General features: G+C 46.2%; 11 protein-coding genes and 1 other annotated feature. Of the genes, 2 read left to right on the top strand and 9 right to left on the bottom strand.

All coding sequences use genetic code 11. From position 1 onward, the window contains the following. Window positions 1–98: 98 nt before the first annotated feature. From thrC to thrA, 3 genes are read right to left on the bottom strand one after another with little or no spacing between them, the layout of a single operon-like run. Complete coding sequence (thrC, locus tag KIV40_RS04735; RefSeq protein ID WP_038888976.1) at window positions 99–1,379, bottom strand: threonine synthase; 1,281 nt, start codon at window positions 1,377–1,379, stop codon at window positions 99–101. Then, on the bottom strand, window positions 1,376–2,332 hold the full coding sequence (thrB, locus tag KIV40_RS04730; protein WP_285348100.1) for a homoserine kinase: 957 nt from the start codon (window positions 2,330–2,332) through the stop codon (window positions 1,376–1,378). Before thrB ends, thrC begins: the two co-directional genes overlap by 4 nt. A gap of 20 nt (window positions 2,333–2,352) precedes the next feature. Next, the gene (gene thrA, locus KIV40_RS04725; RefSeq protein WP_285348093.1) at window positions 2,353–4,812 is read right to left on the bottom strand and encodes a bifunctional aspartate kinase/homoserine dehydrogenase I; all 2,460 of its coding nucleotides are present in this window, start codon (window positions 4,810–4,812) and stop codon (window positions 2,353–2,355) included. A gap of 53 nt (window positions 4,813–4,865) precedes the next feature. After that, window positions 4,866–4,982 (bottom strand) — a sequence feature (Thr leader region). A 442-nt stretch (window positions 4,983–5,424) separates the two neighbouring features. Between thrA and KIV40_RS04720 the strand changes: the two genes are divergently transcribed. Continuing rightward, window positions 5,425–5,895 carry a hypothetical protein gene (locus tag KIV40_RS04720; protein WP_005426464.1) on the top strand — a complete coding sequence of 157 codons (471 nt, stop codon included), beginning with the start codon at window positions 5,425–5,427 and terminating at the stop codon, window positions 5,893–5,895. On the opposite strand, the gene KIV40_RS04715 is transcribed toward KIV40_RS04720, so the two are convergent. Beyond that, on the bottom strand, window positions 5,892–6,374 hold the full coding sequence (locus tag KIV40_RS04715; protein WP_012127012.1) for a putative 4-hydroxy-4-methyl-2-oxoglutarate aldolase: 483 nt from the start codon (window positions 6,372–6,374) through the stop codon (window positions 5,892–5,894). The two genes, KIV40_RS04720 and KIV40_RS04715, sit on opposite strands and share 4 nt — an antisense overlap. A gap of 54 nt (window positions 6,375–6,428) precedes the next feature. After that, the gene (locus KIV40_RS04710; RefSeq protein WP_285348092.1) at window positions 6,429–6,836 is read right to left on the bottom strand and encodes a DUF3293 domain-containing protein; all 408 of its coding nucleotides are present in this window, start codon (window positions 6,834–6,836) and stop codon (window positions 6,429–6,431) included. A gap of 360 nt (window positions 6,837–7,196) precedes the next feature. Here KIV40_RS04710 and arcA point away from each other — a divergent pair, with 360 nt between their 5' ends. After that, window positions 7,197–7,913 (top strand): two-component system response regulator ArcA, encoded by a 717-nt coding sequence (arcA, locus tag KIV40_RS04705; protein ID WP_285348091.1) that lies wholly within the window; start codon window positions 7,197–7,199, stop codon window positions 7,911–7,913. 104 nt (window positions 7,914–8,017) lie between these two features. Here arcA and KIV40_RS04700 read toward each other — a convergent pair whose 3' ends face one another. The 4 genes from KIV40_RS04700 to KIV40_RS04685 all read right to left on the bottom strand — a co-directional run bounded on the left by KIV40_RS04700 (window position 8,018) and on the right by KIV40_RS04685 (window position 13,793). Further along, entirely contained in the window at window positions 8,018–8,467 is a 450-nt protein-coding gene (locus KIV40_RS04700) for a hypothetical protein (protein WP_005425382.1), read from the bottom strand. A 1-nt stretch (window position 8,468) separates the two neighbouring features. Beyond that, a complete protein-coding gene (arcB, locus tag KIV40_RS04695; RefSeq protein WP_012127010.1) occupies window positions 8,469–10,829 on the bottom strand; it encodes an aerobic respiration two-component sensor histidine kinase ArcB in 2,361 nt (786 codons plus the stop codon). A 223-nt stretch (window positions 10,830–11,052) separates the two neighbouring features. Then, window positions 11,053–12,798: a diguanylate cyclase domain-containing protein gene (locus tag KIV40_RS04690; RefSeq protein ID WP_285348090.1), complete on the bottom strand. Its 1,746-nt coding sequence runs from the start codon at window positions 12,796–12,798 to the stop codon at window positions 11,053–11,055. 50 nt (window positions 12,799–12,848) lie between these two features. Continuing rightward, the gene (locus tag KIV40_RS04685; protein ID WP_103413582.1) at window positions 12,849–13,793 is read right to left on the bottom strand and encodes a TIGR01212 family radical SAM protein; all 945 of its coding nucleotides are present in this window, start codon (window positions 13,791–13,793) and stop codon (window positions 12,849–12,851) included. Window positions 13,794–13,823 lie beyond the last annotated feature (30 nt).

Raw genomic sequence — 13,823 nt, 5'->3', positions numbered from 1 at the left:
TTAAAGAGAGCTAAAACTGACTAGCAATAAAAAAGGTGAATGATTGCTCATTCACCTCTCGTTATTTCTGTTTTTGATACTTACTGTACTTTTGAAGCTTACTGCACGCGGCGCAGTACTTGTTTCAATGCGTCAAAGTCAGCGTCGAGATCTTCCGATAGCAGCTCCATCGCAGCGTGCTTCGCTAGTGGTGCAGGAAGGTCGATGTCGGATTCTAGAATATCATCCACCACTTCTTTGAACTTCGCTGGGTGAGCAGTACATAGGAACAGACCGGTTTCACCCTCTTGCAGCTGCTCTTCAAGAACGCGGTAAGCAATCGCACCGTGTGGCTCACATAGGTAGCCAAGTGCGTATAGGTCTTTCACCGACTGAGCGCTTTGCTCATCCGACACTGCACCTTTACCTAGCGTCTCCAAGCCCCACTCTTTCACGCGGCATAGCTCTTCGATACGAGGCCAGTTGTTTGGTTGGCTCACGTCCATTGCGTTCGATGTTGTTGCAACCGTTGGTTTCGGCGCCCACTGACCCGTTTCTAGGTAACGTGGCACAGTGTCATTGGCATTCGTTGCAGCGATGAAGCGCTTAATAGGCAGACCCAGTGCTTTTGCCAGTAGGCCAGCAGTTAGGTTACCGAAGTTACCGCTTGGTACTGATACCACTAGGTTTTCACGCTCTTGTTTGCTCATTTGCGCAGCTGCTTCAAAGTAGTAACAGATTTGCGCCATCAAACGGCTGATGTTGATTGAGTTTGCAGAGTTGAGACCGATCTCTTCACGCAGTGCAGAATCATCAAAAGCTTGCTTAACCAGAGCCTGACACGCATCGAAGTCTCCATCGATCGCGACAGTATGGATGTTCTTACCAAGCGTACAGAATAGCTTCTCTTGCAATGGGCTGATTTTGCCTTTCGGATACAGAATCACAACGTTGATGTCTTCCATACCATAGAAAGCGTGCGCAACGGCTGCGCCAGTATCGCCAGAAGTTGCCGTTAGGATAGTGATCTTGCCACCGTCCGAAACTGCCGCAAGAGATTGCGCCATAAAGCGACCACCAAAGTCTTTAAACGCAAGCGTTGGACCATGGAAAAGCTCCAGAGCGTAAACATCGTCTTTTACTTGGTTGATTGGTGCTGGGAATTGGAATGCAGCGTCAACCAATGCATTAACTTGCTCTTCCGCCAACTCATCGCCAATCAGTGCTGATAGGATTTTCGTGCTACGAGAAACAAAGTCTTCTGCCAGCAGCGCATCAACATCTTCAAATTTTGGTAATTCCGATGGGAAAAATAGACCTTGGTTACGGCCTAATCCTTGGCGAACGGCTTGGCCAAAGGAAACTTGTTCATCATTTTCTTTTATATTGTAAAGCTTCATAGCTCACTTCCTGTTACTTTCGAACCCTGTTTATCTAGACGACAAACGTGGACGAATCCTTCTTCGTTTTGTACGTAGTTCTGTTCTAACCAGCGAGCAACTCGCTCAGCGACATCTTTCTCTTTGCAAATACTGAACAGTGTCGGACCACTGCCAGAAATACCGGTTGCCAATGCACCCGCAGACGCTGCGTATTGACGTGCATTCGCAAAGCCAGGAAGCAGTTTCTCACGATACGGTTCTGCGATCACGTCTTTGATCATTTTTGCAGCGAGTTCTGGCTGACCAGAATGACACGCATGAATAAAGCCCGCAAGGTGACGACCATGAGCAATGATATCTTGTCGGCGGTATTGAGATGGTAGGATCTCACGCGCTTCTGCAGTTGATACTTTGATACCCGGATACGCCATCACCCAGAACCAATCGTCAAAGCAAGGCACTTCTTGGCTAATGATACCCAACTCTTCAAGCATCAATTGCACACCGCCAAGGTAACACGGCGCGACGTTGTCGTAGTGAATACCACCAGAGATTTTGCCTTCCATTTCTCCCATCAGCGCCAGTAACTCTGTCTCGTTAAGCGGCTGACCATGGAATCGGTTTAATGCATCTAATGCAGCAACAATAGAACATGCACTTGAGCCTAATCCTGATCCGATTGGCATGTTCTTTTCTAGCGTCATTTCAAGTGGCTTTAGCTCAACACCTTTTTTGTCTAGCTCACGAGCAAACACCCCCCAACAGTCGTAAACGATGTTCTCTTTCGGCTCGGTTGGCAGCTTCTCAACAAAATCACCCGCCGTCTTTAGGCTGAACGGCTCATTTCCGGACTTAACCAATACTCGGTCACCCAATAGTGTGCCATCGACTGGAGACACCGCCGCCCCCAGAACGTCGAAACCTACGCTTACATTACCAATTGATGCTGGGGCATAAACCACTACATCCATATCACTTGAACTCATTGTTGTTATACCCCTAGCTTCCAACCTAAAGTACGCATCACATCCGAGAATACGCCAGCAGCCGTAACCTCAGTACCCGCACCGTAACCACGCAATACCAGTGGAATTGGTTGGTAGTAGCGGCTGTAGAATGCCAGTGCGTTTTCACCATCTTTGATCTTAAACATAGGGTCGTTTTCATCGACTGCTGCAATGCTTACTGTGCATTTACCATCAACAATTTCACCCACGTAGCGCAGTACTTTGCCTTCTTCTGCCGCTTTAGCTGACAGCTCTTTAAAGTAGGCGTCCGCTTCTGGTAAGCGCTCCATAAACTCTTCAACACTGCCTGAGTCGTCAAAACCTGGTGGCAGAGCTTGGTCAACCACAACGTCTTCTAGTTCTAGAGACATGCCAGCTTCACGAGCAAGGATAAGTAGCTTACGCGCCACATCCATACCCGATAGATCGTCACGAGGATCCGGTTCAGTAAAGCCATTTTGCTTGGCGATGTTGGTTGCTTCACTTAGGCTCATACCTTCATCTAACTTACCGAAGATGTATGACAGAGAGCCAGAAAGGATACCGCTGAAGCGCTCTAGTTCATCACCCGCTGAGATTAGGTTTTGTAGGTTTTCGATCACCGGAAGACCTGCGCCTACGGTTGTTTCGTACATCAGCTTACGGCGAGAGCTGCGCGCAACATCGCGAAGCTGATGGTAGTAAGACATGCTGGCTGTGTTTGCTTTCTTGTTTGGTGTAACTACGTGGAAACCAGCCGCTAAGAAATCAGCGTATTGATTCGCGATATCTTCACTTGAAGTACAGTCCACCAATACTGGGTTGATGATGTGGTTACGTTGAACCAAAGAAATCAAACGCGCTAGGCTGAACTCTTCTGTCGCTGCCGACATACGGTCACGCCAATGCTCTAGTGGCAGACCTTCGCTATCAAGCAGAAGACCTTTGCTGTTTGCCAAGCCACATACGCGAATCACAATGCCTTTTTCCGCAAGCTTCGCTTGTTGACGCTCGATTTGGTCCACCAGCTCACCACCAACGCCGCCAATACCAACCACGAATACGTCTAGGAAGTGCTTAGAGTTGAATAGGTTCTCGTGACACGCTTTGATCGCTTCAGAGATTTTGTCTTCAGGAATCACGGCAGAGATAGCACGCTCAGATGAGCCCTGTGCGATAGCTACAATGTTTACGTTCACTTCAGCAAGAGATGAGAAGAAGCGAGATGCAACACCGCGTGAAGTACGCATACCATCACCAACTAAAGTGACGATAGACACATCATCAATAAACTCAACGGGCTCGAGTAGACCGTCTTTTAATTCAAGTTCAAACGCATCCGCCAATACTTGTTGTGCTTTTGCTTTGTCTTGCGCTTCGATACAGAAGCTGATGCTGTACTCAGAAGAAGATTGAGTGATCAGAACGATAGACACACCTGCTGATGACATTGCGCCAAATACTCGACTTGCCATGCCAACCATACCCTTCATACCCGGGCCAGACACGTTAACCATCGTTAGGTCGTTCAGCGTCGTGATGCCTTTGATAGCGAGGTTATCTTCGCCAGTGTCTTGACCAATCAGCGTACCCGCACCTTGTGGGTTAAAGCTGTTTTTGATCAGACAAGGAATATGGAATTGTGCGATTGGTGCGATGGTTTTCGGGTGCAGAACAGAAGCACCGAAGTAAGAAAGCTCCATCGCTTCTTGGTAGCTAAGCGATTTAAGCAGACGAGCATCTTCTACTAAGCGAGGGTCACAGTTGTACACGCCATCAACGTCTGTCCAGATTTCACAGCAATCTGCGCGCAGACAAGCCGCAAGAACCGCTGCTGAGTAGTCTGAACCATTACGACCTAGTGTAACTAGTTCACCTTTCTCGTTACCTGCGGTAAAGCCCGGCATAATATTCACATGGCCTTGAGGAAGAGGGTTCTGACGGAACTTCTGAGTTGAAACTTCAACATCGACCATGGCTTCTAGGTGATCGCCTTTTGCGTAGAGGTATTCAACTGGGTCGATAAGATGCGCTGGTTGCCCTTTCGCTTCCAATACCGCTTTCATCAGCTGAATCGAAACGCGCTCGCCTTTACTAATGATGCGTGCATTGACGTTGTTTGGGCACATGCCAAGAAGATTGATGCCATGAACGAACTGGCGAAGTTGAGAAAGTGAGGTTTTAACTTGGTTATCGAAAGCTGCACCATCGATGTTTGGTAATACAGCTTGGATATCTGCAAACAGAGCTTTGAAAGAAGCTTCCAGCTCATTAATTTGCAGTTCAGCTTCACCATTGCGAAGCGCACCTTCAATCACCGCTACCAGCTTGTTGGTTGTTTTGCCAGGTGCAGAAAGTACCACTGCGACTTCTTCTTGTTGTGCGTTGTTGGCGATGATATCCGCCGCTTTCAAAAAGCGATCTGCATCTGCTAATGATGAGCCGCCAAACTTTAATACTCGCATCCCTTCCTCCGATGTATCTTCTTAAATCTGTCTAAATTCTGTATAAAAAAGCATAAAAAAAGGCCTGTATCTTGTTGGATACAGGCCTTCTTTGTGAATTTCTTTCGCTCAGCAGCCTGCCCCAACATTGGTCGTGTTGGTAATAATAATGGTTGTGGTCATTACTACTTGGCTGTGAGATGTCATAAATAAATATTCAACGATAATTATGTGTTTGCTTAACTCTACGTTTACCGAGTTTCGTAAACAGAGTCAACAAAAAATTGTTTATTTTCCGGCCTTGCAGAGATTTCTGCTACGCAATGTCATTGATATTTAAAAGTAATTACAAGGATTTACCGTTACAGCGGTTTGGGTTACTTTTTTGTGCACAGTTCGTATCTCACTAAAAACCAAATCATCGAATGATCCTTGAGCCGATCTTAAACGCTGAGCACAAGATCAAAATGCCATCCTTTACTGACATTACTTAACAAACACTTAACCGTGATCAATGTTCATAGGATCGAATTAAACAGAAAATAAATGAGCTGGATTTCATATTCTATGCTTTAATAGTGAGAAGCTTTTAGCACATACTAATAACAAAGTTAGACACAAGGAGTGGTCAACATGAAAAAATGGATTTTTCTGTTACTGTTCGTTGTGCCTGGCATTTCTGTCGCCAGTGATCTTCCGCCTTTACCGGGCAAAACTTCTTCGTCTCCACACAAACTTTTCATTTCTAGTGAAAACTACCAAACCGACAGCTTTGACGTCTGGAATATCGATGGTGGGTACGCGTATGAGCTGTTTGATTCTGTCGATCTTTACGTGGGTGCTCGCGTCAATAACTCTCCAACTCAGAATCAGAGCGGCTTTTTAAGTGGTATCAGCTATCACTTGAACGATCGCGTAACGGTGAAAAGTACGGTGCGTTCTTACAAAGGCGAAACGACAGAAGGCATACGTGAAGAAGACAGTAGCCTTGCCGCAGAAGTATCGAGCCGCGTGAAAATCACCGAGAACTTGGATCTTCACGCCACTTTGGATTATCAAGACTGGCAACAAGGCTTTGAAGTAGGCCTAGGTTTCCGCTTCTAAAAATCCAACGCCTCTTTCGAAGTTAATACCCCATTCCAATCCGCATACACATAATGCTTAGGTTGTACGATCTGGTTTTGCATGGTCAGTGTCACGTTGACTTCTCCCATGCCACGCTTCTCAGTTTTAAACGGGCATGCACCCAATGCTTGAATACCGATGTCCATCTGTGACATCTGCGCCACATCACGAACCGCACCGTAAACGATGATCCCTTCCCATCCATTTTCGATACCAAGAATCGCCAATTGATCGCCAAGCAAAGCTTTTTGACAAGAGCCGTGTCCATCCACGATCAGCACTTTTCCTGTGCCGTCTTCACTCAGCACTTCACGTACTTTGGAATTATCATGGTAGCAACGCACAGTGACAATTTCGCCGTGAAAGGCACTGCGTTGACCAAAGTTCTGCAATGGCAAGCTCAGCAGGGTAACTTGGTCCTCAAATTGGTCACAAATGTCTGGTGTAATGTCTCTCATAGTTCCTCCGTGAATTGTCTCATCCGAACCAACGCTCAGGTGAGTAGTATCCTTCTATACGAGTCGCGGTGTTATCGACCCTAGCTTGTGCATCACCTCAGGAGCGGAACAAGCAATCAAATAAAGTTCGTCATCAATAACGTAGTAAATCGCGTTCTGCTGGAACTTATTGGCCAACTCTACCGCCGCTTGTGGGATTAACTCCGCAGCGTAACTTTCTTCCAACCACTCAAATGCCTGATCGCCTACCGTGACAGGCACGTACTTTACGTGGTTTAATTGTTTCTCGAGCTTATGATTACTTATGCAATTCTCTTCTTTTGACCGCAAATTACTGTAAGGGTTCCAAGCAGTTATCACTGCGTAGCTGGTAACCTGCCATTCAGCATGAAAACGGAAGAAAGACTTTGAATAAGCATTCCATAACGATGCGTCTATGTTCGTATTACTTTTTTCTATCATAACTCTTAAACGATTAATAACAGTTACATTTCATCAATTGATGTAAATCAACAAACTGAATGGAATTAACATTTGAGCATTGTTAGCATGCTGTTAACAATATAAAATCCGCTCCATATCTTAGGGTGTTTACGTTTCAGGCCCCATAAATACTGGAATTGAAAGGTAAACAAGCCCTATAGAATAAACGTCGCCATTGGATACTGGTGAGTTGGCAAAATTCCAAGGAGGGCGGATAACTGAAAGAAGTGTTTTTTTGATCAACTTGATTTATTATCAAAATCACATTACCTGTATGTTATATTTTTGCCTAGAATTTATTCTATTAGCACAATTTTGTCACAAATTTAGGTACCGCCAATGCAAACCCCGCAGATTCTTATCGTTGAAGATGAGCAAGTAACTCGTAACACTCTTAAGAGTATTTTTGAAGCAGAGGGATACGCTGTTTTTGAAGCCAGTGACGGTGAAGAGATGCACCAAGTGTTGTCTGAAAATTCAATCAACTTGGTTATTATGGACATTAATCTTCCAGGCAAGAATGGTCTCCTTCTAGCACGTGAACTTCGCGAGCAAGCGAACATCGCTCTGATGTTCCTAACTGGTCGTGACAATGAAGTAGACAAGATCCTAGGTCTTGAAATTGGTGCTGATGACTACATCACTAAACCATTTAACCCACGTGAACTGACTATCCGTGCGCGCAACCTGCTAAGCCGCTCTATGAGCACTAACGCTGTACAGGAAGATAAACGCTCGGTAGAAAAATACGAGTTCAACGGTTGGGTGCTAGACATCAACAGCCGCTCGCTAGTGAGCCCAGCTGGTGATAGCTACAAACTGCCTCGTTCTGAGTTCCGTGCTCTACTGCACTTCTGTGAGAACCCAGGTAAGATTCAAACTCGTGCTGATCTTCTTAAGAAGATGACTGGCCGTGAGCTTAAGCCACACGACCGCACTGTAGACGTAACTATCCGTCGTATTCGTAAGCACTTTGAATCAGTATCAGGTACACCTGAAATCATCGCGACAATTCACGGTGAAGGCTACCGCTTCTGTGGCGATCTAGAAGACTAATCTGCCTCAGTAAAAACAATAAGGGCTTGCTCTATGAGCAAGCCCTTTTTCTATCTGTAAATGAGCAAATAATACAAAAAACGTAATTAGTACAAACCTAGTGATTAGTACACCTTGTCGATTCGGATGCCTTTCTCAACTAACCAGCCTTTCTTACCTGCGTCATCCAACAAGAGTGCTAAATCGACCGACTTCTCCATATCCGCTTCAATTTGCCATACAAACGCTACTTCCCACTGATTTTCGCTGTGAGTACGCAGTTCGAGCAGATCACCATCGATTTCCCACTCAGAGTCACCCTGCTTGATGATCAACGAATCAACGGTCAAGTTTGCGGGAAGTTCTTTATCGGCCTTCAAGTAAAGTGCGCCATGCACGTTCTGTTCTTGAACTTCGCCAATGGTTGGCATTAGATTTACCCACAGATTGCTTTTCAGTTCGACATTCACCTTATTCATGGTGATTTGACTGTCCCCTTGCCAACCAACCTGAGGAGCAGAACTACAACCCGCCAGAAGCGCCATTGCCAGTGCTGCCGATGCAAATTTCTTCATGTTATTTCCTCTGTTCCAACCAACTTTTCAAGACTTGAATATCGTTTTGATACTCGTTTTTAATTTCTTCGACCCAATCAGAGATGTTCTCCCACCATGCTGGCATGTCTGGAGACTGCGCTTTTTGAGCAACGCTTTGAATATGTTTAAGACCAATGGAGCCCGCCGCACCTTTGATCTTGTGAGCTTCGGAGACAATGCCATCTTGGTCTTTGGCCGTCATATTTGAGTCGAGCACTTCAATATAATCCGGCATCATGTCTTCGAACATCTTGATGCTATCGTACACAGGCTTCACGCCCACGATATCCACGTACGACTCTAGCATATCTAAATCAAGCAAATGGGTATTGATGACTGGTGATGGGGTCGGTGTAACATCCTCAACCACTTCAGGCTCGATAACGACTTCTTCTTGGCTTTCAATACGATTAACGAAGAACTTATCAATCACTGCCTGCATTGCCTGAACCGCAAGCGGTTTGCTGATGGCATCGTCCATACCATTATCTAGATACTCGCGACGATCTTTCATGACGTTAGCCGTCAGGGCCACCAGCGGCGGCAGATTGTCGTAGTGCTCGCGATAGTACTTGGCGACATCAAAACCTGTCATGTCAGGCAATTGAATATCAAGCAGTGCTAAATCATATTCATCCGGAACAAAGTTCACTAGCGCCTCTTGGCCTGTCATTGCAACGGTCACGGTATGCCCTAAACTCTCAAGCAGTGACTTAGCAACGGTGACGTTCAACTCAATGTCTTCCACCATAAAGATATTCAGGCGCACGTTATCGCGTTTTGCATCGACAACGGGCTCTGCGAGCTCAACAATTGGGACGTGAATGGACACGGTGAAGGTACTGCCAAAGCCTTCTTCACTCGCTACGGTAATATCACCGTCCATCATGTTGATCAGCTGCTTAGAAACTGCCAAACCAATACCTGTGCCAACCGCATGCAGGTTATCTTTGCCAGATTTCACTTGGTAGTACATAGCGAAGATCTTATCCAACTCTTCGTCTGGAATACCGATGCCAGTATCTTCCACTTCCATAATGATGGTCGCGTAATCGTCTTCTACATCTGCACTCACCGTCATCACTACGCCACCTTCTTTAGTGAACTTCATGGCGTTGCTAACGAGGTTCCAAATCACCTGACGCAAGCGAGTCGCATCCACTTCAATCGCTTTTGGCAGCGAGCTCAAGCGCTCTAGATCGAAGCGCAACCCTTTCTGCTCAGCCATCAGAGCCGAGATACTTTCGATTTCAGCGACGAAGTCTTCAAAGTTCAATGGGGCTGGTAACAGCTCCAACTTACGACGGTCGAACTTGTCCATATCGATGATGTCGTTGAAGATGTTGCCCAAAGTAATAGCACTGACATTAATGGTTTGCATGTGCTTACGCTGCTCTTCAGTCAACTGACTATCAAGCAACATACGGCTCAAGCCAACGATGCCATTTAATGGCGTACGCAACTCATGACTGATCGTAGAGATAAACGTGGTTTTGTCACGGCTGGCTTTTTCTAGTGATTCTTCGTGGCGTTTACGCTCAGTGATATCACGGCCGAAACCAACCAGACCAAGATGGCGGCCATCTTTGCTGTAGAACGGCACCTTGCGCAGCTCAAAGTAATGTTTACGTCCGTCAGGGTATTCCAGCCATTGTTCGTAAGTAATAGCTTGATTGTCGGCAAAGACTTTTTGGTCGGTATCGACGATATGCTCCGCTACTTCTTTGCTGTAGACATCCCACGGGCTCAAGCCGACTAATTGGTGCTCTTTCTTACCAGTTAGCTCTTCCATCGCGCGGTTACAGCCCGAGAAAACACCGTCAGCGTTACGGTAGTAAATCAAGTCTGGAGATGCGTCGATAAAAGAACGCAACAGTGCCGTACGCTCGGCAAGCTCAAGCTGAGTACGTTCACGTTGGAAAACTTCGTTCTCAAGATCTTGCATCGCTTCTTCGCGAGCTTCTTCGGCTTTAATGCGCTCTTCAATCTCTTGGTTGAGCTTCTCAATGTTCTGCTGTAGCTGGAAATTCAGCTCTTGGTCACGAGAGCGCATGTCTTTAAGCTTAGATACTAACTTGGTCAATCTTTGACGTGACTCTTCTAGTTGATCGACTACCACAGATAGGAAGTACACCGCCCAAGGGGTGATCAACAAACCAAAGAACACTGAACGGACAATATCAATATCGTCGACATTGCCTTTCAGCGCTAAGGTAATCCCCACTTGCACCACAACAGCCAATGCCACCAACGCCAGCGCCAGCAATATCGAGAAACGGACAATCCCCAGCTTGACCAATAGGTCAACATAGTACTGGGCGAGATTTTTCATGGGCTTCATTCACTACTCCACGGAACAAGCTAGATATCGAACCCTGACAAAATGAAAAGCGAAACCGCTGAACGAAGAAGCAACAACGATTTACATATTTGAAAGACACACGGATGGAGTAGCGGTGTTTCAGGGCTCATCAACGCCTCATCCTATGTGCTTGCAGTTTAACGTGTTTAATACGGTGATTTAAACAGCCTACTCTCAACTTAGAGCAAGCGGTCACAAAGCGTTAGTAAGAACTTGGATGAACACTGGTGCAATCACGGCCATCAGCCTTGGCTTGGTAAAGCGCACTGTCTGCCATTGCAACGCCCATTTCTGGCTCATCACCATGATGAGGAACATAAGCGACAAAACCGATACTGACTGTCAGTCGGTCCGATGTATTTGAACTGCGATGTTCGACCGCCAGTTCGTGAATTTGCTCATGGATGCGCTGCGCGACTTTCAGCGCCCCCTCCGTCGTTGTATTAGGTAAAATGAAAGCGAACTCTTCACCACCGTAACGCGCCACGCAGTCAGAAGATCGGCTCGCGACTTGTTGGAATACCGCAGCCACCTTCACTAAGGCTTCATCACCTTGCTGGTGACCATAACAATCGTTGTAGTCTTTGAAGAAGTCGATATCACATAGCATGATGGTCAGTGGTAACTTCTCACGAATATGGTGGTACCAAAGGGTATGCAGTTGCTCATCGAAACGACGACGGTTGGCCACTTGAGTTAAGCTGTCTGAGAAGCTGAGTTTCTCTAGTTCTAAATTCGCTTCTTCAAGTTTCTGCTCGGCAAGATAACGCTCTGAAATATCACGAGCCATGCTCAGCACACCATTGGTGCCAGAGGCTTTATCTTTGAACGGCGATTTCACCACATCAAACCATGTGTAGTAACCATCGGTGCTGCTCACTTTATCGATGTATCGAATTGGCTGAGTTTGTTGTAAAGCCTGTAGGTCACTCGCCTCTAAACGGATATACATATCCTCAGGAATGACATCTTGCAGGCGCTTACCAATCAAATCTCCCACATCGGAAATGCCGAGAGCGTTAACAAAGGGTTTATTACAGGCTTGGTAAACCATGTTTTCATTGAAGATACCGATCGAGTCCGGACTAGCATCCAGAATGGTTTGTAAGATGGTATCGCGCTGTGCCAAAGCGACTTCGGTATCTTTACGACGTTCCATCTCATCACGCAGGTTCTGCTGCATCTTATGCCATTCGGTGACATCATGGCTGATAGACAAGGTGCCGATCATCTCTCCACTTTGAGTGACTAACGAGCTCTGATTAACCTCAAGCAAACAACTTCGCCCTTGAGGATCTGTCGTCCAACGACGCTCACTTTTTCTTGTCGCGATCGGGCTAATGTTTGCAGAGCAGGCTTCTTCTCTTCGCCCCTCCCAGAAAAGATCAAACGCTCGGTTAGTTGTTAACACTTTGCCCTGCTGATCTTGTAAGCAAATTAACTCAGATAGAGAATCGATCGCAGAGCGAGCAATGCCTAATTTTTCTAGCTCTTTCTGCTGCTCTTGAAGTGTCGCTTGATAAGGTTGAGCGTAGATAATCCAGACACGATGACCACGCAGCACACTCTTTTTACCAGACAGTTCAACTTTGACGTTTTCTGTTTCGGATAATCGCCAATCAAATAATTGATGGCGGAAATGGCGGCTGGAAAAGCTATCGAGTAACGCCACCAGCTCTTCAGTGTGAAAAGAGGCAGGATAGAGAAAGCCAGAACCTAATGCGCGGATACCAAGTAATTGCATCGCAGGATCGTTAGAAAGCAGTAATTGACCATGACTTGCGTCGAGTACAAGTACTGGGTAAGGAGAGTCAGTAACGAGGTGTTTTAAAGCGGATTGGAATCGCAGATAGATCAGCGTAACAGTGATTACACATACCACAGAGAGCAGGACCACAAATCCGTAGTCGCCCTGCCCATCCCAGAGCCAATTGAGTAACTGATCCATTTTTCCGACCTTTAAAGCAAATCGGGAGAAATATAACAGTTCTTAATCGATCATTCTGCCTTTAATTCTGGTTTGCTATAGATGAAAGCATCGCCGGTTAAGCTACCTTGTGCGCCATCTTTATCTAATGCACGACCAATTTCAGTCATCGCCAACCAGCGGTTCTCACACCATAATGGCGATAATAAGGTTGGACGACGCGCCGCAGAAGAAACACGATGATAAATCACCTCTTTTGGCGTCATGCGGATCACTTCACTGGCGATAGCCACATACTCTTCAAGCTCAGGCGCTTCTAGCTTTCCAGCACGCCACGCTTTTGCCATAGTACTGCCTTCGACAATATGTAGACCGTGAAGCTTGATGCCGTCAGTACCGACTTCGAGCACTTTACGCAGTGTTTCAACATTGTCGTCGCGTGTCTCTTTCGGCAAACCAACGATCAGATGGGTACAAACGTTAATACCCAAAGCACGAGCGCGTTTAGTGATTTCTGCATAGCACTCAAAATCATGACCACGGTTGATACGCTTGAGGGTATCATTGTTGGCAGTTTGAAGACCGAGCTCTAGCCAAATCTCATAGCCTTGATTCACGTAATCCGACAGCAGATCTAATACCGCATCAGGAACGCAATCAGGACGAGTACCCACACAAAGGCCGACGATATCAGCCGCTTTGAGAGCTTCTTCGTACATGTTTTTAAGAACTTGTACTTCTGCATAGGTACTGGTGTACGCCTGAAAATAAGCCAGATACTTCTTCGCTCGATGGATCTCTCCAGCGCGATCTTTCAATTGATCGTGGATGCTTTTGATCTGCACTTCTTCGTCAGCAAACGAAGCCACATTACAGAATGTACAACCACCTCGGCCAATCGTGCCGTCGCGGTTTGGGCAACTAAAGCCACCATGTAAAGTCAGCTTATGGACTTTTTCGCCGTAACGACGCTGAAGGTCTTGGCCTAATGTGTTGACCAACTCATGTAACTGCATAGATTCTCACCAATAGTAAACCGTAATAAA

The sequence above is a fragment of the Vibrio sp. D173a genome (assembly GCF_030248475.1).
The sequence above is the reverse complement of the archived record's forward strand: the minus strand, read 5'-3'. Positions and strand labels throughout refer to the sequence as shown.